The organism is Ruegeria sp. L12 (assembly GCF_056531745.1).
In genome coordinates, this window is record NZ_JBQFMH010000004.1 from 78,318 (window position 1) to 97,540 (window position 19,223).

The window sequence follows — 19,223 nt, forward strand, 5'->3', positions numbered from 1 at the left end:
GTTGCAGCCGACCGGGCGCGGGTTCATTGTGGCGCCATGACTGCGCCGTTGACTCTGACCGTGAATTCCCCCGAAGAAACAGCCTCATTCGCCGCCCATCTGGGAGGCGCGCTGCAGCCGGGTGACACCATTTTGCTGGAGGGCACGATCGGCAGCGGCAAAACCCATTTCGCACGGTCACTGATACAATCCGTTCTGGCCATGCCCGAGGACGTCCCCTCGCCCACATTTACACTTGTGCAGGTCTATGACACCCGAATTGGTGAGGTCTGGCACTCTGATCTCTACCGTCTTTCGTCGGTTGAAGAGATCGAAGAGCTGGGGCTGACCGAAGCGTTTGAGACCAGCATCTGTCTGATCGAGTGGCCCGGGAAGCTGGACGCGCTGGCACCTCAATCGGCCCTGTTGATCCGGTTCTCGGCCGACGCAGACAGCCAGGACACAAGGCATCTGGAATTCGGCTGGACCGACCCGAAATGGAACCCCAGACTGGAGGGACTTGGATGACAAACCGCGCCGTTCTGGCCGAAGCCCTGATTGCCCGGACACCGTGGTGTGGTGCGCAGCACGCGCCTCTGGCCGGGGATGCCTCGAACCGCCGGTACGAGCGGCTGACCGATCCCGCGACGGGCCAAACCGCCGTGCTGATGGATGCCCCACCCGACAAGGGCGAAGACATCGCATCCTTTGTGCGCATGGCGAACTATCTGCGGTCGCTGGGCCTGAGCGCGCCGGAAATTTATGCCGAAGACACCGAATTCGGATTCCTGCTGCTTGAAGATCTTGGCGATGCGCTGTTTGCCCGCGTTCTGCGCGATGACCCCTCGCAAGAACGAACGCTTTATGACGCGGCGACGGATGTTCTTGTGCATCTTCACCAGGCTGCAACCCTGTCACTCGACAGCTATGACCCTGCCCTGATGACCGAATATGCAGCGCTGTCTTTCACCAAATATGCGCAGGGCATTCTCGGGTCTCATGACACCGAGGCACGCGGCCGGTTCGAGCAGCGTTTTGCCGATATCCTGCACCGGGAAACCGGCGGTACACGGGTGGTGGTGCAACGCGACTATCACGCCGAAAACCTGATCTGGCTGCCTGATCGCGAAGGATTGGCGCGGGTTGGCTTGCTGGATTTTCAAAGCGCGATGCTGGGTCATCCCGCCTATGATCTGATGTCCCTTCTGCAGGATGTGCGCCGCAACGTACCCGCCGGGATCGAGATGCGGATGATCGACCGTTATATCTCGGCCACCGGCGTGGACGGCCACGATTTCCGCACCGCCTATGCGGTGTTGGGTGCGCAGCGGAACCTGCGTATTCTGGGCGGTTTCGCGCGGCTGGCGACGGATTACGGCAAGCCGCACTACGTCGATCTGATCCCGGCCGCCTGGACCCATCTGATGCGCGATTTGGAACATCCGGCGCTTGTCCCGGTGGCCGATCTGCTGCGCGAGGCCCTGCCTGCCCCCAGCCCCGAAAACCTTAACAAGCTGAGGCCGCAATGACCGGTACGCCACAGGCCGTGATGCTGTTCGCTGCCGGTTTCGGCACGCGCATGGGTGCCCTGACCAAGGATCGCCCCAAGCCGCTGATCGAAGTGGCCGGGCGGCCTCTGATCGACCACGCGCTGGATCTTGCCGCGCCGCTGCAACCCTCACGCATCGTCGCCAACACCCATTATCATGCGGATCAATTGGCCAGACATCTGACCCCGAAAGGCGTGCTGCTGTCACATGAGTCCCCAAAGATTCTGGAAACCGGAGGCGGGCTAAAGGCCGCGCTGCCGATGCTTGGATCGGATCCGGTGTTCACCCTCAACAGCGACGCGATCTGGGCTGGGCCCAACCCGTTGCAAATGCTGCAAGATCATTGGGACCCCGGCCAGATGGATGCGTTGCTGATGTGCATCCCGACAGGTCAGACGCTTGGGCACACGGGATCGGGTGATTTCACGCAGGACGACTCCGGCCGGATCACTCGTGGTGCTGGTCTGATCTATGGCGGTGCGCAAATCCTGAAGACCGGTGGCCTGCATGACATCGCCGAGGATGCGTTCTCGCTGAACGTTCTGTGGGATCGAATACTGCAGGAAAAACGCCTGTTCGCGCTTTCGTATCCCGGTCGCTGGTGTGATGTCGGACGTCCCGAGGGGATCGCTCTGGCCGAAGGACTGATCGCGGATGTTTGAGCCCAGCCCCCAGCCCCGGGTCTTTGCCGTTCCACCGGGCGCGGACTTTCCGCAAGTGTTGGTCAACGGGCTGCGGAATCGATTTGCAAACCAGCCGCCCGAGGCGCTGGCGCGGGTTCAGCTGGTGGTCAACACCCGCCGCATGGCACGCCGTGTTCGCGAGCTGTTTGATCAGGGACCGCCCTGCCTGCTGCCGCAGCTGTCGCTGGTCACCGATCTGGGCGAAGGCGCTGATCTGGCACAGGTGCCGCCCGCAATTCCACCGCTGCGACGACGGCTGGAACTGACGCAACTGATCGCCAAGCTGCTGGATCAGCAACCCGATCTGGCCGCACGGTCGTCTCTGTTCGATTTGTCCGACAGTCTGGCGGCGCTGATTGACGAGATGCAGGGCGAAGGCGTCTCACCTGATGCGATCCGCAATCTGGATGTCAGCGATTTATCGGGCCACTGGGCGCGGGCGCAGGCCTTTATCGGGATCGCCGATCATTTCATGCAAACCGGCCCCGACGCGATGGACCCGCAGGCGCGGCAGCGGCGCGTGATCGAAAACCTTATCACACGCTGGCACGAGGCCCCGCCGCCGCACCCGATCATCCTTGCCGGGTCTACCGGATCGCGCGGCACGACGATGATGCTGATGCGAGCCGTCGCGCGCCTGCCGCAGGGGGCGCTGGTTCTGCCCGGCTACGATTTCGACCAGCCTCAGCACGTCTGGCACAGCCTCGATGATGCCCTGACCTCGGAAGATCATCCGCAGTATCGCTTTCGCAAGCTGATGTACGAACTTGATCTGACACCAGACCAGATTCTGCCGTGGACAGAGGATCACCCCCCCTCGCCCGCACGCAACAAACTGATTTCGCTAGCTTTACGCCCTGCGCCGGTCACCGATGCGTGGATGTCCGAAGGGCCAAACCTGACCGATCTGCAAGGCGCAACCAAAGACGTGACGCTGATCGAGGCCTCCTCGCCCCGGTCCGAGGCCTTGGCGATTGCGTTGCGTCTGCGTCAGGCCGCCGAGACCGGCCAGACCGCCGCGCTGATCACGCCTGACCGGATGCTGACCCGTCAGGTCAGCGCCGCGCTGGATCGCTGGAACATCCTGCCCGATGACAGCGCCGGCCTGCCGCTGCAACTGTCGCCTCCGGGGCGGTTTCTGCGCCATGTGGCTGGCCTGTTTGCCCGCCGTCTGGATGCCGAGGCGCTGCTGACCCTGCTCAAGCACCCGCTCTGCCATGACGGCGCGGATCGCGGTGCGCATCTGCTGCATACCCGTGATCTGGAACTCGACCTGCGCCGCCACGGCCCGCCCTTCCCCGACAGCGCCAGCCTGACTGCTTTTGCCATCCGCTCTGAAGCGCCCGAGGATTGGGTTCGCTGGATGATCCGGTCTTTCTGCGATCAACACAGCCCCGCGGAACGCCCGCTGACCGATTGGGTCGCACAATTGCGCAAACTTGCCGAGGCGATATCGGCTGGATCATCCGGTACGCCCGGTACGCTTTGGGACAAGAACGCCGGTCAAAAAGCACTGGCGGTCATGACCGCTCTGGAAGCCGAGGCGCAGCATGGCGGCGCGATGACGGCGCATGACTTCGCGGATCTGCTGGGCGCATTGCTGGCCGGTGAAGAGGTCCGTGACCGCGATGCACCCCATCCGCACCTGATGATCTGGGGTACGCTGGAGGCACGGGTTCAGGGCGCTGATCTGCTGATCCTCGGCGGCCTCAATGAAGGTAGCTGGCCCGAGGCCCCCGCGCCTGATCCGTGGCTGAACCGGCAGATGCGCAATGCTGCCGGGCTGCTGCTGCCCGAACGCCGCATTGGTCTGTCTGCCCATGACTTTCAACAGGCGGTGGGTGCCGCTGAGGTCGTCCTGTCCCGCGCCACCCGCTCGGATGACGCGGAAACTGTACCGTCACGGTGGCTGAACCGCCTGACAAACCTGCTGCAAGGTTTGCCAGATCAGGGCGGCACCGATGCGCTTGCAACGATGCGCGCGCGCGGGTCCAGGTTATTGGGCTGGGCAGAGGCGCTGGAACACGCCCCCCGGATCGACGCCGCGCATCGCCCCTCGCCGCGACCGCCTGTGGCCTCCCGCCCCCGGCGTTTGAGTGTCACCGAGATCAAGCGCCTGATCCGCGATCCCTATGCCATCTATGCCCGCCACGTTCTGCGCCTGAAACCGCTGGACCCTCTGGTCCACGCGCCGGACGCGTTGCTGCGCGGGATCGTTATTCACGAAGTGCTGGAGCAGTTCGTGCGTGACAGCGTGCTGGATCCGGCCCTGCTGACCCGCGACAATTTCCTGAAACGGGCCGAGGCGCTGCTGGAGGAGCATGTCGCATGGCCCACGGCACGAAAGCTCTGGCTGGCGCGGCTGGAACGGATCACCGACAGCTTTCTGTCTGCCGAAATCCAGCGCCGCACAGATGGTGGGCCCGTAGCCTTCGAGGTGATGATGAAACTGGCGCTTGCGCCGCTGGACTTCACCATCTCGGGTCGCGCGGATCGGATCGACCTGAACAGCCGGGGCGCGATGCGGATCATCGACTACAAGACCGGTGCGCCCCCAACCGAAAGTCAGCAGGCCAAATTCGACAAACAACTGCTGATCGAAGCCGCCATTGCCGAACAGGGCGGGATTGAAGGCTTCGACCCGTTGCCTGTCGCACAGGCCGTCTTCATCGGTATGGGCGGCAGCTATAAAGAGGTCGCTGCGCCGCTGGCGAAGGAACCGGCGGACAAGGTTCTGGACGAACTCAAACAGCTCATTTCCGCTTATTTAGAGCCTGATCAAGGCTTCTCATCCCGCCGGATGCTGCACAAGGATACGGACCTTGGCGATTATGACCATCTGGCCCGCTTCGGTGAATGGGACCGTTCTGCCGAAACCCTTCCGGAGGACCTGACATGAGCCCGCGCAATGACGCCACCGAACGACAGGTGCAGGCGGCGCGCCCGGATGCGTCAACCTGGCTGGCGGCGAATGCGGGGTCAGGAAAGACGCGGGTTCTGACCGACCGGGTGGCGCGGCTGCTGCTGGATGGGGTGCAGCCGCAGCACATTTTGTGCCTGACTTACACCAAGGCCGCCGCCAGCGAGATGCAGAACCGGTTGTTCAAGCGGTTGGGGCAATGGGCCATGCTGGGCGACGCGCCGTTGTTGGCGCAGCTCACTGATCTGGGGGTCGAAGGCCTCATCAGTGCCGACCGTCTGGCACAAGCAAGAACATTGTTTGCCCGCGCGATCGAAACGCCGGGCGGGTTGAAAATCCAGACGATCCACTCGTTCTGCGCCGCGCTGCTGCGGCGGTTCCCGCTTGAAGCGGGGGTCAGCCCTCAATTCGCTGAAATGGAGGACCGCGCTGCCGCGCTGCTGCGCGAAGAGATTGTCGAGGATTTTGCCGAAGGCATGCAGGCCGCGTTGGTCGAGGATGTCGCCCGGTTCGTCACCGATACCGGATTCGAAAAACTGACCGCCGCCATCACGCAGAAACGCAGCCATTTTACGCAGTCCTTGCAATGGGATGATCTGCTGCACTTGTTTGAACTGCCCGCAGGTTTTAACGAAAGCGCACTACTGGAACGGGTTTTTCTGGGCGGCGAGGTTGAACTGATCCAATCCATGCTGCCCGTCCTGATCGAAAGCGGCGGCAACAACGCCAAGGCTGCCGACAAACTGGCGGCGTTCACCGAAGCGCGGCTTGGCCATCTACCGCTGTTGGAAAGCGTACTCCTGACCGGAAAAGGTGCGAGAGAGCCGTTCACTGCCAAGATCAATGGCTTTCCCACCAAAGCCCTGCGCGAAGGCGCACTGGCGGATCGAATGCCCAAACTCGAAGCGCTGATGCTGCGTGTCGAAGCTGCACGGGAACAGCGGCTGGCGCTGGTTGCAGCGCAGAAAACGCATGTATTACACCGATTTGCCACGGCCTTCCTGCCGGAATACGAACGGTGCAAACAACTGCGCGGCTGGCTCGATTTCGATGACCTGATCCTGCGAGCGCGTCAGGTGCTGAACGATCCGGCGGTGGCGGAATGGGTGCTGTACCGGCTGGATGGCGGCATCGACCATATTCTGGTGGACGAGGCGCAGGATACCAGCCCGGATCAGTGGGACGTAATCGAAAAACTGGCGCAGGAGTTCACCAGCGGGGAAGGGGCGCGATCTGGGGTCGAGCGCACGATCTTCGTGGTTGGAGACAAGAAACAGTCGATCTATTCATTCCAAGGCGCCGACCCGCAGGCCTTTGATCGGATGCAGTTGGAGTTTGGGCGGAAATTGGAGGAATCAGGCTCTAAACTGTGGGATTCAACGTTGGAATATTCGTTCCGATCCTCCAGCGCGATCCTCGGGTTGGTCGATATTCTGTTCGAAAACCGCACGGATGCCGGGTTCCACAAGGAAGCACCGCACCGGGCATTCAAGGCCGATCTTCCGGGCCGTGTCGATCTGTGGCCGGTGGTCGAGAAGGTGGAAGACAACGAAGAGGGCGACTGGACCGACCCCGTGGACCGGCCCGGTGCAAGGCACCACACCGTCGTTCTGGCCGAGCAGGTGGCGCATTCGATCAAGAATATGATCGAGCAGGGTGAGACTATCCCGGAAGACGGCGACACGCCCGGCGCATTCGTGCGCAGAAAGGTACAACCGGGCGATTTCCTGATTCTGGTCCAGCGCCGCTCGGACCTGTTTGCCGATATCATTCGCGCTTGCAAGGCGGCCAATCTGCCGATCGCCGGGGCGGACCGTCTGAAGGTGGGCGCCGAGCTGGCGGTCAAGGATCTGGCCGCATTGCTCAGCTTCCTTGCCACGCCCGAAGACAGCCTGTCGCTGGCGACGGTTCTGAAGTCCCCTCTGTTCGGCTGGTCGGAACAGCAACTGTTCGATCTGGCGCACCGGCGGAATGAGGGGTTCCTGTGGGCGGCGCTGCGCAACCGGGCCGAGGAGTTCTCCGATACGCTCGCAATTCTGAATGATCTGCGTGGACAAACCGACTTTCTGCGTCCTTACGATCTGATCGAACGGATTCTGACCCGGCACGGCGGACGTCGGAAGCTGCTGGGTCGGTTGGGGGCCGAGGCCGAGGACGGGATCAACGCATTGCTGTCGCAGGCGCTGGCCTATGAGCGCACGGATATTCCCAGCCTGACGGGTTTCCTCGTCTGGATGCAAACCGATGATCTGGAGATCAAACGACAGATGAGCGGTGTCGGCAACATGATCCGGGTGATGACCGTGCATGGCTCGAAAGGGCTGGAAGCGCCGATCGTGATTCTGCCGGACACGGGCAAACGGCAGCCGCCGCGCGATGCCGAGATCATGATGGCCGGAGAGACGCCGCTGTGGAAAGTGTCCGCCGACGCATCGCCCGCTTTGGTTGCGGCAGCGCGGGAAGAGGCGCGCCAGAGGGAAGAAAACGAACGGCTTCGTCTGCTGTATGTGGCTCTAACACGAGCAGAAAAGTGGTTGATCGTCGCCGCGGCGGGGGATGTCGGAAAGGACGGCAACAGCTGGTATCAAATGGTCGAGGCCGCAATGGCCCGCGCCGGAGCAACGCAGATTCCCGGAACGCACACTCAAAGGCTGGCGCATGGTGATTGGGACGCACTGCCCCCAATCGAACGCCACGTTGATGCGCCCGAGCCGCTAAACCTGCCTGAGATGTTTTATCAAGCCGCGAAAGAACCGCACGCGCCCGCAGAAACGCTCAGCCCGTCCGATCTGGGCGGCGCAAAGGCGTTGCCCGGCGATGCGGGGCAGGACGAAGAGGCCGCCAAGCTGCGCGGAACACGTCTGCACCTGCTGCTTGAACATCTGCCCGCCATTGACCGAGGCCAATGGCCGCAGCTTTGCGCCCGATTGTTGCCGGATATGCATGACGTCGAAAGGCAGAACATACTGCGCGAAGCAGAAACAGTGCTGACCGCAGATCACCTGAAACCGGTCTTCGCGCCTGAGGCATTGGCCGAGGTTCCCGTCTCGGCCGATCTGAACGGCACAAGACTGCATGGCGTCATCGACCGGCTGATCGTCTCGGATACCGAGGTCCATGTCGTTGATTTCAAATCGAATGCAACCGTCCCGGAAACCCCCGAAACCTGCCCGGACGGCCTGTTGCGGCAGATGGGGGCCTATGCGCATGCGCTGGCGCAGATCTACCCGGATCACAGCATCCGAACTGCGATCCTGTGGACCCGCACGGCGCAGTTGATGTGGCTGCCACACGATCTTGTGACGGATGCGCTGACCCACCACCCGATATCTTGACCTCACCGAACACCGCACCTAGGTTCTGTTCCCAAGCATTCCCCATTCAGGAGACAGAATATGTCGACCGTTGCCGTCACCGACGATACCTTTGACGCCGAAGTCAAGAACTCTGACATCCCCGTTGTGGTGGATTTCTGGGCCGAATGGTGCGGCCCCTGCAAGCAGATTGGCCCCGCTCTGGAAGAGCTGGCCACCGAATATGGCGGCAAGGTGAAGATCGCCAAGGTTGACGTGGACAGCAACCCGAACTCTGCCGCCGCCATGGGCGTGCGCGGCATTCCTGCGCTGTTCATCTTCAAGGACGGTCAGGTCGTGTCGAACCGCGCCGGTGCTGCGCCCAAGGCGGCACTGCAAAGCTGGATTGACGAATCGATCTGATCCGATGTGATTTGACGATGATGAAAGGCGCCTGCAATCGGGCGCCTTTTTTTTGAGATATCGGAGGGGGCAGATGGCCAAGACACGGGTATTGGTGGAATTCGGGATGGGCACATCTTTGCGGCGGGCCGACTATACCGAGGCTGCGCTGCGTGCGATCCGGGATGCGCTGTGGCACAACTCGATCAACATGGCCGAACTGTTCGGTTTTCCAAAAGAGGCCATGATCATAGACGTCGAAATCGGCGTGCAGCAGCCGGAACAGGTCGAGATCGACAAGCTGACGTCGATATTTCCGTATGGGACGCCAAATATCACCGTCGCAAAAGGCGGGCTGGATATCGACAAACCGGGCAACGCCGGGCGCACGGTCATTGCCAACGCGGCGCTTGCGGTCTCGTTCGATATGGAGGACGCGCGATGAGTGAACAACGCATCATTCTGGAAATGGGTATGGGAAATGACCTCTATGGTCAGGATTATACCAAGGCAGCCCGGCGCGCGGTGCAGGATGCGCTGCATCATTCGTCGATCACATTGTTCTCGAAGCTGGGGATCGATCACAGCGATATGCGCGTGAAGGTGACCATCGGCGTCCAGAGCCCTGAAAAGGTGGATTGCGCCCTGGTGGCCGCAGACCTGCCCAGAGGGCGCGCCGAGGTACGGGCGGTTCTGGGTGGGCAGGACGTCGTGGATGACGCAGCGGGCACCCGCCACGTGGTCGCAACCGCCGCGATTGAGGCGTTTTTACCGTCTCAGGCCGGAAAATACGCGCTGCGTTGACAAAGAAAAAGCCGCTCGGGTGAGCGGCTTATCTTACGTTTGTGACTGAAGTCGGATCAGAACTTGGCGATGTCGCCGCGGTTCAGGCCGATATCGTACAGCTGCGCATCGGTCAGGTTTTCCAGTGCCTGGCGGGTTTTGCGGGACTGGTACCATGCGACAACGCCTTCAAAGCGATGGAAGATTGCGTCCACTGCGTGCAGGATGGTGACTGCTCCGAGCGGCGCATGGGTTTTTGCGATTGCGTTTGCCATGTGCTTATTCCTTTTGACAGAAACAGCCGACCCGTTGTCGGTTGTGAGGCTGATTTAGCTCTGACCCTCTGTTCTTACAAATGCCGACTCAACAGCCCTGGTTTGCACCTGTTGCATATCTTTTGGGCAGTTTAAGCACGGTTGCGCCGCCGGCGCGCGCGGCCCATATAGAACGCCAGAGAAAACGGAGGCTTCCATGGCAGACAGCGATTTTCCCGGATGGCACGGCACGACCATTATGGGCGTCAAGAAGGGCGGGCAGGTTGTCATCGCCGGGGACGGGCAGGTCAGCCTGGGCCAGACCGTGATCAAAGGCACCGCCCGCAAGGTACGCCGCCTGTCGCCGGGCGGGTTTGAGGTTGTCGCAGGGTTTGCCGGATCGACCGCCGACGCCTTCACGCTGTTGGAACGGCTGGAAGCCAAGCTTGAAGCAACACCGGGTCAGCTGGCCCGAGCCTCGGTCGAGCTGGCCAAAGACTGGCGCACCGACAAGTATCTGCAAAAGCTCGAGGCGATGCTGATCGTCACCGACGGTAAGGACCTGCTGGTGATCACCGGGGCAGGGGACGTGCTGGAGCCCGAGCACAATGTGGCCGCCATCGGATCGGGCGGCAATTTTGCATTGGCCGCGGCCCGCGCGATGATGGACAGCGACAAGGATGCCGAACAGGTCGCCCGCGAAGCGATGGCGATTGCCGCCGATATCTGTGTCTATACCAACGGCAATCTGACCGTCGAGACGATCTCAGGCTAAAAGCGCCTTTATCTCTTTACCTTTCCAGCGGATGTGCATTCCGATCAAGCCCATGATCGCGGTCGCAATCACGATGTAATAGGGCAGGCGGATATCGACGCTCATCAATCCACCACCGATCAGGGACATGACGCCACCCGCCAAGCAGAAGACGGCGGTGGTTACCCCCATGACCCAGCCTTGATCGGTTTCGCTAACCGCCGAAGAGAACAGGCCCAGCAGGGTCGGGTATGAGACGCCGAAGAAGAAATAGAAGAAGAAAACCGGAACGTAACTCAGCACGCCGCTGGGGCTGAAGGCGAAGGCAAAGCCACAGATCACCATCACCACCAGCGAGGTATAGATGATGGAATGTTTGCTAAACTTTTCCTGCGCGGGTTTGACGAGGAAGGTGCTGGAAAAGGCCAACGCAAAGCCGATCACCACCATCGCCATACTGCCGCCGATCACACCATAGCCCCAGGCGCTGGTCAGAAAATTGTCGACAAACACGTAGAACGTGACATTGGCAACCATGAACAGCGCATAGACCGGCAGGATTTTCAGCACCATCGGATGTCCGCGCACAGCAATCAGGCTGTCGGTGATGTCGCGGGGGCGGAAGACAAAGGGTTCGCGCTCGGTCCGGGTGTCCTTGAAGAAGGTCAGCACAAGGAAGATGGCGACCAGCACCAGAACAAAGGCACCGTAGAACGGGGTTTTCAGGGTCGCAAAGCTGCCAAGCAGGGCGGTGTCCGACAGGACCGCTCCGATGATGGGACCACCGACAAGGCCGAAACTGACCCCGGTGATGATATAGCCCATGTTGCGGTCGCGGTCGGCGGCATCGGTGCTGCCATCAATCATCGCCGCCTGCGCGATGGGCTGGTTTCCGGCTGTAAACCCGGTGATGGATCGACCGATGATCAGCAGCAGAAGACTGTTGAGATAAAGTGCGGCAATGGTCAGCGCATACCCCGCCAACGCGCCGCCAAGACAGACCAGCAGCGCGTTCTTGCGGCCGATGGAATCTGAGACTTTCGACACATAGACCACGCCCAGAAACCACGACAGGAAAAAGCAGCCGATCACCAGCCCGTAATACAGATGCCGGGTGCCAATGGCGGTGCTTTCCGGCAGGAACCCGGATTTCGTCTCCATGATCAGGGAATTGATGATGGGAAAGACCAGCCCTTGCCCGATCAGATCCACAAACACCACAAACAAAAGGGTAATCTTGGCAATTTTTGTCATCAAATACGTCCCCGGTTTCGGGGAGTGTAGCAGACAAGCGCCATGTCACCTAACGGCGCGTCAGGGGCGGGATGTACCCGCCCCGTACCGGCATTCCAGTGTTTATTTGTTCAACTTGGCAACGCCCAGCGGCACGCCTGCGACCTCGCACCAGATATAGACTTCATTGTATTTCGACACGTCCAGCGTCGGCGGCACCGCATAGGATTGCTTGCCGGTCAGGTTCAGCAACGCGCCCAGCTTGGTGTCGGGGTCGTACTTGCCATCCTTGCCCAGTGCCACGCGCGGGTCCGGACCACCGTCCAGCGAAAAGTCATCGCCCAGCTCGACGATATAGCGGTCGCCTTTCTTGACCACCTCTACCGATCCGCTGGTGACATGGTTTGACAAACCTTCGAAATGGCCCGCATGGCCACCGGCCAGGGCAACATTGGCGCTGGTCAGGGTCAGTGCGGCACCGGCAGCGGCGGCGGTCAGGAACAGTGAGCGGCGGTTGATCATGATGAATTCTCCCTTCAGAGGTAAAAGGCGTAGGCCCGTCGCTGTTTATGCTGGATATGACGCCGGGGAAGCCACTCACGTTACAACGCCATTGCGTGTAGATTCCGTGAATTTCCGTGAACTTCGCCCGCGTGGCTTGTGTTTTCGCGCCCCATGACTAGGTTCCGATGCGAAACAAACGGATGGACACGCATGACCGACCTGACCCCGCGCGAGATTGTCTCGGAACTGGACCGCTTCATCATTGGCCAGAAGGATGCCAAGCGCGCCGTGGCCGTGGCGCTGCGCAATCGCTGGCGGCGCAAGCAGCTGGCCGACGACATCCGCGACGAGGTCTATCCCAAGAACATCCTGATGATCGGCCCCACCGGCGTCGGCAAGACCGAGATCAGCCGCCGTCTGGCCAAACTGGCCCGCGCGCCCTTCATCAAGGTCGAGGCCACCAAGTTCACCGAAGTTGGTTACGTGGGCCGCGACGTGGAACAGATCGTGCGCGATCTGGCCGATGCCGCCATCATCCAGACCCGTGAATATATGCGCGAAGACGTCAAGGCACGCGCCCATCAGGCCGCCGAGGACCGCGTGATCGAGGCTATCGCAGGCGAAGACGCCCGCGAAGGCACGCGTGAGATGTTCCGCAAGAAGCTGAAAGCGGGTGAACTGGACGACACGGTGATCGAGCTGGAGCTGTCCGACACCTCGAACCCGATGCCGATGTTCGATGTTCCCGGCCAGCCCGGCAGCCAGATGGGGATGATGAATCTGGGCGACATCTTCGGCAAAGCCTTTGGCGGGCGCACCGTCAGGAAACGCATGACTGTCGCCGAAAGCTATGACGCGCTGATCGGGGAAGAGGCCGACAAGCTGCTGGATGACGAAACCGTCAACCGGGTGGCTTTGGAATCGGTGGAACAGAACGGCATCGTGTTTCTGGACGAAATCGACAAGGTCTGCGCCCGGGCCGAGGCCCGTGGCGGCGATGTCAGCCGCGAAGGAGTGCAGCGCGACCTGCTGCCTTTGATCGAAGGCACCACCGTCAGCACCAAACATGGCCCGGTAAAAACCGACCACATCCTATTCATTGCCTCGGGCGCGTTCCATATCGCAAAACCGTCGGACCTGTTGCCGGAATTGCAGGGCCGTCTGCCGATCCGTGTCGAACTGCGCGCGCTGACCGAAGAGGATTTCGTGCGCATCCTGACCGAGACCGACAATGCCCTGACCCGCCAGTACACGGCCCTGATGGGCACGGAACAAGTCACCGTCAGCTTTACCGAAAATGGCATCGCCGCATTGGCGCGTATCGCCGCGGACGTGAACCAGAGCGTGGAAAATATCGGCGCCCGGCGGCTTTATACGGTGATGGAGCGCGTGTTCGAAGAGCTTTCGTTCAATGCCCCCGATCAGGCCGGGGCCGAGATCACGGTGAACGCGCAGTTCGTCGAGGATAATCTGGGCGAGTTGACCAAATCCACCGACCTCAGCCGTTACGTTCTGTAACATGGCTCAGCCGGTTTTTGCCGGTTTCGGACGGGCCAAGGCTGGACGCGCGGCGGGAATACGGTAGCGTAGCGGCAGAACCGAGTAGGGACGGGCCCGTGCTGCGCTATCTGATCCTTGTTGCCCATCTGTGCCTGCTGACCGCCTGTGTCGATCGGTCGGTGTCGCGAACCGTGCCCGAAGCGCTGAAGGTCGGCACCCCCGCCACTGTCTTTGCCGCCACCACCCGCGCCCGCGAGGCCGACGGCATTTATGGCGCGCGCCGTGCCGAGGCGTTGCGCTATCTGGAACTCACGGTCTCGATCCCGCCGTCTCATACACCCGGCGAGTTGAAATTTTCATACGGCAACCCAAACCCCGACAAGCAGTTTGTGATGGCGGACGTTACCGAATTCTCGGGCCCGGACGAGTTGAAATCGCGCCTGCGCGGGGTCGAAGATGTCAGCATTTTCGTGCATGGCTACAACGCCACGCAGGCCGAGACTGCGTTTCGGGCGGCACAGTTGAGCCATGATATCGGCATTCCCGGCACCACCCTGATCTATTCCTGGCCCAGTCAGGCGCGCGGCACCGGCTATGCCTATGATCTGGACAGCATGTTGTTCGCCCGCGACGGGCTGGAACAGACGGTGCGCTATCTGAAATCCATGGGCGTCAAGCGGGTGATCGTGATCGCTCATTCCATGGGCGGCGCCCTGACGATGGAGATGATGCGGCAGGCCGAACTGCGCGAACCGGGCTGGGCGAACCGCAATCTGGAAGGGGTGATCCTGATCTCGCCCGATCTGGATGTGGATCTGTTCCGGTCGCAGATGAACAGCATCAAGACCCCGCCCGATCCGTTTGTGGTGATGGTGTCGCAGAAGGACAAGGTGCTGAACATCTCATCCCGCCTGCGCGGTACGGCGGATGGGGAAAGGCTGGGCAATATCAGTTCTGCCGAGGCTTTGGCGGAATATCCGATCAACGTGATCGACACGACCGCCTTCAACAGCGACGCAGGATCGTCACATTTCGTGGCCGCGACCTCACCGGCGCTGCTGGCCATCCTCAGTTCGGTTCGCCGGGTCAGCAACACCTTCGGGCCCGACCGCCCCGGCATCGACGTTCTGGTCCCGCCCAGCGAACGCAATACCGATGGCGCGACCGAGATCGTACTCAGCGAAACCGGTGAGGCGGAGGTCAGCTCTCCGTGACGCAGTTCAGACTGCGCCAGTATCTTGTCCGGAATGCCACCTGGCTGGGTGCGGGCGTCTTGCTGACCTTTCTGTCCAGTTTCGGCCAGACTTTTTTCATCTCGATCTTCGCAGGCGAGATCCGCGCCGAGTTCGGGCTGAGCCATGGGGCATGGGGCGGGCTTTATACGCTGGGCACCACCGCAGCCGGGCTGGTGATGATCTGGGCCGGCGGGCTGACCGATCAGTTCCGGGTGTGCGTACTGGGGCCGCTGGTCCTTGGCGGTCTGGCGCTTGCGGCGGCAGCCATGGCGCTGAACACGTGGCTGGCACTGCTGCCGCTGGTCATCTTCCTGCTGCGCATCTTCGGGCAGGGGATGACCACCCATCTGGCCCTGGTCGCCATGGCACGATGGTTTACCGTGACGCGGGGCAAGGCGCTGTCGATTGCCTCGGTCGGCTATACGATGGGCGAGGCGCTGCTGCCGCTGGGCTTTGTTGCGGCGATGGTGTTTCTGGACTGGCGCGTTTTGTGGGGGGTAGCAGCGGGCGTCACCCTGCTGGGCATCCCGGTTCTGATAGGCCTGCTCAGGCAGGAACGCACCCCGCAAAGTCTGGCCTCCGAATACTCCGCTACCGGTATGGAAGACCGCCACTGGACCCGGAAACAGACGCTGTTTCATCCACTGTTCTGGTTCATGGTGCCTGCGATCCTTGGTCCATCCGCCTTCATCACCGCTTTTTTCTTTCAGCAGGTCCATCTGGCCGAGGTCAAAGGCTGGCAACACCTGCAGCTGGTGGCGCTGTTTCCGGTTTATACCGGGGTATCCCTGCTTTCGATGTTCGCGGCTGGCTGGGCGCTGGATAAATGGGGAACAGCGCGGATAATGCCGTTTTATCAACTGCCTATCGCGTTGGGGTTTGTGATTCTGGGTTTTGCCGACACGATTGGCGGTGCCGCGTTGGGGCTGTTGTTTCTGGGGCTGACCGTCGGGGCCAATGCAACCCTGCCCAGCGCCTTCTGGGCCGAGTTCTATGGCACGCAGCATGTCGGAGCCATCAAAGCGATGGCAACAGCGGTAATGGTACTGGGCTCGGCCATCGGGCCGGGCCTGACCGGAGTTCTGATCGACCGGGGCGTCTCACTCGATACGCAATTTCTGTGGATCGGCGGCTTCTTCGTGCTGGTCAGCGCTGTGGTCTGGGTCGGCATATCCCGCGCCGCACGCAGCCTTTAACGCACGCGGCGCAGATAGACGTAATAGGCCCCGTCGCCACCATGGCTGATATGGGCGGGCGTGACCTGCATCACCGCCTGCGCCAGAGGCGGTATCGACAGCCAGTGCGGCACCTGATTGCGCAGCACACCCCGCGGCGTCGGGATCGGTCCGGGTTCGTCCCTGTCCTTGCCCTTGCCAGTGACCACCAGAACCAGCCGCTTTCCCTGCGCCTGCGCTGTCAGGACGAACCTGATCAACGCGGGGTGCGCCGTGTCCACGCGCATCCCGTGCAAATCAAGCTTGCCCTCGGGCTTCAGCTTGCCACGTTTCATCCGGCCAAACGCCTTGGTGTCCATCTGCACCGGACTGGCGCGCAAACCCTCGGTCACAGACGGTTTCAGACTATGCCGCGCAGGTTTCGTGGGTGCCGTCTGACCCAGTTCGAACGCTTCGATCCGGGGTTTCGGCGTTTTGGTCGGTTTCGGCTTGGGCAAGGTGGTGGGATGAACTGTCTGTGGCAATTCGGGATGCAGCCGCTCGGCCTGTTTGGCGACCTTGCGCCACAGCTCGATCTCATCCGAGGTCAGTTTGCGCCGGGTCATCAGAACTCATCCGGCAACAGGGCATAGGCCCGCTGGATCGGTAGCAGCACGACCATACGGCCGGGGTCTTTCAGACGACCGGCAGCCTGACCGGCCGAATCCCCGGTACCAAAGAAGATATCCGCCCGCTGCGCCCCTTTGATGGCCGATCCGGTATCCTGCGCAATCATCAATCGCCGCAAAGGGTCTTTGCCATCCTTCTCAACCCAGACCGGCGCGCCCAGCGGAGTGTAAGCCGGATCAGCCGCGATACTGCGCATTGTAGTGACCGAGCGGTTCATCGCCCCCAAAGGCCCCAGCTCGGGCGCAACGCGCGTCACCTCGCGGAAAAACACGTATGAGGGGTTGTGAAACAGCAGCTCGGCCCCGGCCTCGGGGTTTTTGCGCACCCAGGCCCGGATCATCTGCGCGCTGACCTGATGTGCGCCCAGCGTACCGCGCCGCACCAGTTCCGCGCCGATGGAACGGTAGGGGTGCCCGTTCGCACCGCCATATCCAACCCGCAGAGCACTACCATCGGGCAGCCGGATACGGCCCGAGCCCTGAATCTGCAGAAAGAACAGCTCGACCGGGTCATCGACCCATGCGATCTCGAGACCCCGGCCTGTCATCGCATCGCCGGTCAGCAGCTCGCGACGGCTGAGCCATTGGCCTGCCCCGCGCGCCTCGGGCGGCATGCGGTAAACCGGATAGCGGTAGGTGTCTGTCGGGGTTTTCGAGCCGTCCAGTTCGGGTTCGAAATATCCGGTGAACAGGGAGTCATTGCCGTCTTCCACCACAACCGGGCGAAAGAACAGCTCGAAGAAAGCCCGTGCCGCGTCCGGTTCATAAGTCTTCGCCACGCCGCACAGCGCTTGCCAATCCGGGTCATCCAGATCGCCGCAAGTGTTCAGAAAAACCGAAAGGGCCGCCCCGTGATCGTCGGCGGCCCAGCCATCGAGGTCATCGAATGACAGGATGGATCGCGTCGCCTCGGCTCCGGCGGCGCTGGCAGTGGTCATGGCGACCCCCAGAAAAAGCGACCGGAGCGCTGCAATCATGCGTCCGTGGCAACAAGCAGCCAGTTCGGATCGTCCGAGCCCATGACGCGGGCAAAGGTCCAGCTGTCCTTTTGACGTTTGACGGTGTTGGGGTTGCCTTCGATGATATCCCCGCCGCGATCCCGCACGACCGAGGTCAGCTCACCGATAAAGCGCATGGTGATCTCGGCCTGATTGCTGTCCTTGTCGAACGAGGCATCGACCAGAGCAGTTTCGCGCACGCCGATGAACTCGGCCTCGATTGTCAGGCCTTTGTCTTCACGATCTGCCACGACAGAGACAAAGCTGTCGAAGACTTCCTCGGACAGGAACGGTTGGATTTCGTCCAGATTGCCCTTTTCGAACCCCATCACGATCATCTCATAGGCGCCACGGGCACCCTGCACGAATTCACTGACGGAAAAACTGGGCTCGACCCGCTTCATCGCGGCCAGGGTTTGCGCCTGTTCGCTGTCTTCCGCAACATGATCGGTGATGTCATGATCCGGGCCGCCTTCGATCACTTCGAAGTCGCGGCGCGTACCATTGGTGTCGGGCTGCTGCTGAAGGGGCGGTTTCTCAAAACCTTCCCGCGTCCCAAGCACGCTTTTCAAGCGCAGGATCAGGAAAATGGCAATTCCGGCCAGCACCAGAAGCTGGATCAGGGGTGAGTTCATTTCGTCCTCATTTCAGAACCCGGGCTTTGTATACGCTGCCCTATGCCACTATGTAGGTGACAGTCGGGGCCAAGTCCACAGCCCGGACCATGCTAAAGGATACCGCAAATGTACTTGTTCCTGGCTTTTTTATTGGTTCCGATCATCGAGATCGCCCTGTTTATACAGGTTGGCGGTCTGATCGGGCTTTGGCCAACGCTTGCAATCGTGGTCCTGACGGCGGTTTTGGGCACGGTTCTGGTGCGGACACAAGGTCGCATGGCATTGGCCAATCTGCAGCGATCCTTCGCCGAACTGGACGACCCGACCGAGCCGCTGGCCCATGGGGCGATGATCCTGCTGTCCGGCGTGCTGCTGTTGACACCGGGGTTTTTCACCGATGCCGTTGGTTTTGCTCTGCTTGTTCCGGGCATCCGGGTCGCGGTGTTCCGTTATCTCAAGTCCAAGGCCACCATCACACATTTTCAGATGGGCACCGGCGCGCAGTTCCGGTCCGGGCCAAACCCGTTCAATCAGGACGATGTGATCGACGGCGAATATACCGAAGTGCGACCCCGTCAGGAGCCGTCGAAGCCTTCGAAATGGGTGGAAGGTCCGCACCAGCATTGAGCTACCCGGCCCAACTTGCTAAGCAGTGGCGAAATTCATTTTCGGAGT

19 protein-coding genes are annotated in these 19,223 nt (G+C 61.3%); 13 read left to right on the top strand and 6 right to left on the bottom strand.

The genetic code is table 11. The features are described 5' to 3' along the window. The first annotated feature begins 36 nt into the window (after window positions 1–36). The 8 genes from tsaE (at window position 37) to ACR0K9_RS08150 (ending at window position 9,631) form a co-directional block, all read left to right on the top strand. Window positions 37–507, top strand: coding sequence for a tRNA (adenosine(37)-N6)-threonylcarbamoyltransferase complex ATPase subunit type 1 TsaE (gene tsaE, locus ACR0K9_RS08115; protein WP_480822192.1), 471 nt, complete (start codon window positions 37–39; stop codon window positions 505–507). Next, window positions 504–1,508 carry an aminoglycoside phosphotransferase family protein gene (locus tag ACR0K9_RS08120; protein WP_480822194.1) on the top strand — a complete coding sequence of 335 codons (1,005 nt, stop codon included), beginning with the start codon at window positions 504–506 and terminating at the stop codon, window positions 1,506–1,508. Before tsaE ends, ACR0K9_RS08120 begins: the two co-directional genes overlap by 4 nt. Further along, window positions 1,505–2,191, top strand: coding sequence for a nucleotidyltransferase family protein (locus ACR0K9_RS08125; protein ID WP_480822196.1), 687 nt, complete (start codon window positions 1,505–1,507; stop codon window positions 2,189–2,191). The genes ACR0K9_RS08120 and ACR0K9_RS08125 overlap by 4 nt, the downstream gene beginning before the upstream one ends. Continuing rightward, window positions 2,184–5,111 carry a double-strand break repair protein AddB gene (addB, locus tag ACR0K9_RS08130; RefSeq protein ID WP_480822198.1) on the top strand — a complete coding sequence of 976 codons (2,928 nt, stop codon included), beginning with the start codon at window positions 2,184–2,186 and terminating at the stop codon, window positions 5,109–5,111. The genes ACR0K9_RS08125 and addB overlap by 8 nt, the downstream gene beginning before the upstream one ends. Beyond that, window positions 5,108–8,467, top strand: coding sequence for a double-strand break repair helicase AddA (addA, locus tag ACR0K9_RS08135; RefSeq protein ID WP_480822200.1), 3,360 nt, complete (start codon window positions 5,108–5,110; stop codon window positions 8,465–8,467). Before addB ends, addA begins: the two co-directional genes overlap by 4 nt. A gap of 60 nt (window positions 8,468–8,527) precedes the next feature. After that, complete coding sequence (trxA, locus tag ACR0K9_RS08140; protein WP_480471313.1) at window positions 8,528–8,848, top strand: thioredoxin; 321 nt, start codon at window positions 8,528–8,530, stop codon at window positions 8,846–8,848. A 73-nt stretch (window positions 8,849–8,921) separates the two neighbouring features. Next, window positions 8,922–9,272 (top strand): Lin0512 family protein, encoded by a 351-nt coding sequence (locus ACR0K9_RS08145; RefSeq protein ID WP_480534878.1) that lies wholly within the window; start codon window positions 8,922–8,924, stop codon window positions 9,270–9,272. Next, entirely contained in the window at window positions 9,269–9,631 is a 363-nt protein-coding gene (locus tag ACR0K9_RS08150) for a Lin0512 family protein (protein ID WP_480822202.1), read from the top strand. Before ACR0K9_RS08145 ends, ACR0K9_RS08150 begins: the two co-directional genes overlap by 4 nt. 56 nt (window positions 9,632–9,687) lie before the next feature. Here the strand turns inward: ACR0K9_RS08150 and ACR0K9_RS08155 are convergent, their stop codons facing one another. Further along, the gene (locus ACR0K9_RS08155; protein WP_480534882.1) at window positions 9,688–9,885 is read right to left on the bottom strand and encodes a DUF1127 domain-containing protein; all 198 of its coding nucleotides are present in this window, start codon (window positions 9,883–9,885) and stop codon (window positions 9,688–9,690) included. Window positions 9,886–10,081: 196 nt separating this feature from the next. On the opposite strand from ACR0K9_RS08155, the gene hslV reads away from it, so the two are divergent. Beyond that, a complete protein-coding gene (gene hslV / locus ACR0K9_RS08160) occupies window positions 10,082–10,639 on the top strand; it encodes an ATP-dependent protease subunit HslV (protein WP_480822204.1) in 558 nt (185 codons plus the stop codon). Here the strand turns inward: hslV and ACR0K9_RS08165 are convergent. Next, on the bottom strand, window positions 10,631–11,872 hold the full coding sequence (locus ACR0K9_RS08165) for an MFS transporter (RefSeq protein WP_480822205.1): 1,242 nt from the start codon (window positions 11,870–11,872) through the stop codon (window positions 10,631–10,633). The genes hslV and ACR0K9_RS08165 overlap by 9 nt on opposite strands. A 102-nt stretch (window positions 11,873–11,974) precedes the next feature. Continuing rightward, a complete protein-coding gene (locus ACR0K9_RS08170; protein WP_480534888.1) occupies window positions 11,975–12,373 on the bottom strand; it encodes a DM13 domain-containing protein in 399 nt (132 codons plus the stop codon). A gap of 192 nt (window positions 12,374–12,565) precedes the next feature. On the opposite strand from ACR0K9_RS08170, the gene hslU reads away from it, so the two are divergent. The 3 genes from hslU to ACR0K9_RS08185 all read left to right on the top strand — a co-directional run bounded on the left by hslU (window position 12,566) and on the right by ACR0K9_RS08185 (window position 16,286). Beyond that, a complete protein-coding gene (hslU, locus tag ACR0K9_RS08175) occupies window positions 12,566–13,873 on the top strand; it encodes an ATP-dependent protease ATPase subunit HslU (RefSeq protein WP_480822207.1) in 1,308 nt (435 codons plus the stop codon). 98 nt (window positions 13,874–13,971) lie between these two features. After that, window positions 13,972–15,069, top strand: coding sequence for an alpha/beta hydrolase (locus tag ACR0K9_RS08180; RefSeq protein WP_480822209.1), 1,098 nt, complete (start codon window positions 13,972–13,974; stop codon window positions 15,067–15,069). Continuing rightward, entirely contained in the window at window positions 15,066–16,286 is a 1,221-nt protein-coding gene (locus ACR0K9_RS08185; RefSeq protein WP_480822211.1) for an MFS transporter, read from the top strand. Before ACR0K9_RS08180 ends, ACR0K9_RS08185 begins: the two co-directional genes overlap by 4 nt. Here the strand turns inward: ACR0K9_RS08185 and ACR0K9_RS08190 are convergent. The 3 genes from ACR0K9_RS08190 to ACR0K9_RS08200 are packed head-to-tail and all read right to left on the bottom strand — an operon-like array spanning window position 16,283 to window position 18,566. Further along, window positions 16,283–16,870 (bottom strand): Smr/MutS family protein, encoded by a 588-nt coding sequence (locus ACR0K9_RS08190; protein ID WP_480534896.1) that lies wholly within the window; start codon window positions 16,868–16,870, stop codon window positions 16,283–16,285. The genes ACR0K9_RS08185 and ACR0K9_RS08190 overlap by 4 nt on opposite strands. After that, window positions 16,870–17,910: a murein transglycosylase A gene (gene mltA, locus ACR0K9_RS08195; protein ID WP_480822213.1), complete on the bottom strand. Its 1,041-nt coding sequence runs from the start codon at window positions 17,908–17,910 to the stop codon at window positions 16,870–16,872. The genes ACR0K9_RS08190 and mltA overlap by 1 nt, the downstream gene beginning before the upstream one ends. Further along, entirely contained in the window at window positions 17,907–18,566 is a 660-nt protein-coding gene (locus ACR0K9_RS08200; protein WP_480534900.1) for a Tim44/TimA family putative adaptor protein, read from the bottom strand. The genes mltA and ACR0K9_RS08200 overlap by 4 nt, the downstream gene beginning before the upstream one ends. 108 nt (window positions 18,567–18,674) lie before the next feature. Here ACR0K9_RS08200 and ACR0K9_RS08205 point away from each other — a divergent pair, with 108 nt between their 5' ends. Further along, on the top strand, window positions 18,675–19,175 hold the full coding sequence (locus tag ACR0K9_RS08205) for an FxsA family protein (protein WP_480534902.1): 501 nt from the start codon (window positions 18,675–18,677) through the stop codon (window positions 19,173–19,175). The last annotated feature ends 48 nt before the right edge of the window (window positions 19,176–19,223 follow it).

Coding starts and splice junctions, on each gene's coding strand:
- tsaE (WP_480822192.1), top strand. CDS start 37: ATGACTGCGCCGTTGACTCTGACCGTGAATTCCCCCGAAGAAACAGCC.
- ACR0K9_RS08120 (WP_480822194.1), top strand. CDS start 504: ATGACAAACCGCGCCGTTCTGGCCGAAGCCCTGATTGCCCGGACACCG.
- ACR0K9_RS08125 (WP_480822196.1), top strand. CDS start 1,505: ATGACCGGTACGCCACAGGCCGTGATGCTGTTCGCTGCCGGTTTCGGC.
- addB (WP_480822198.1), top strand. CDS start 2,184: ATGTTTGAGCCCAGCCCCCAGCCCCGGGTCTTTGCCGTTCCACCGGGC.
- addA (WP_480822200.1), top strand. CDS start 5,108: ATGAGCCCGCGCAATGACGCCACCGAACGACAGGTGCAGGCGGCGCGC.
- trxA (WP_480471313.1), top strand. CDS start 8,528: ATGTCGACCGTTGCCGTCACCGACGATACCTTTGACGCCGAAGTCAAG.
- ACR0K9_RS08145 (WP_480534878.1), top strand. CDS start 8,922: ATGGCCAAGACACGGGTATTGGTGGAATTCGGGATGGGCACATCTTTG.
- ACR0K9_RS08150 (WP_480822202.1), top strand. CDS start 9,269: ATGAGTGAACAACGCATCATTCTGGAAATGGGTATGGGAAATGACCTC.
- ACR0K9_RS08155 (WP_480534882.1), bottom strand. CDS start 9,885: ATGGCAAACGCAATCGCAAAAACCCATGCGCCGCTCGGAGCAGTCACC.
- hslV (WP_480822204.1), top strand. CDS start 10,082: ATGGCAGACAGCGATTTTCCCGGATGGCACGGCACGACCATTATGGGC.
- ACR0K9_RS08165 (WP_480822205.1), bottom strand. CDS start 11,872: ATGACAAAAATTGCCAAGATTACCCTTTTGTTTGTGGTGTTTGTGGAT.
- ACR0K9_RS08170 (WP_480534888.1), bottom strand. CDS start 12,373: ATGATCAACCGCCGCTCACTGTTCCTGACCGCCGCCGCTGCCGGTGCC.
- hslU (WP_480822207.1), top strand. CDS start 12,566: ATGACCGACCTGACCCCGCGCGAGATTGTCTCGGAACTGGACCGCTTC.
- ACR0K9_RS08190 (WP_480534896.1), bottom strand. CDS start 16,870: ATGACCCGGCGCAAACTGACCTCGGATGAGATCGAGCTGTGGCGCAAG.
- mltA (WP_480822213.1), bottom strand. CDS start 17,910: ATGATTGCAGCGCTCCGGTCGCTTTTTCTGGGGGTCGCCATGACCACT.
- ACR0K9_RS08200 (WP_480534900.1), bottom strand. CDS start 18,566: ATGAACTCACCCCTGATCCAGCTTCTGGTGCTGGCCGGAATTGCCATT.
- ACR0K9_RS08205 (WP_480534902.1), top strand. CDS start 18,675: ATGTACTTGTTCCTGGCTTTTTTATTGGTTCCGATCATCGAGATCGCC.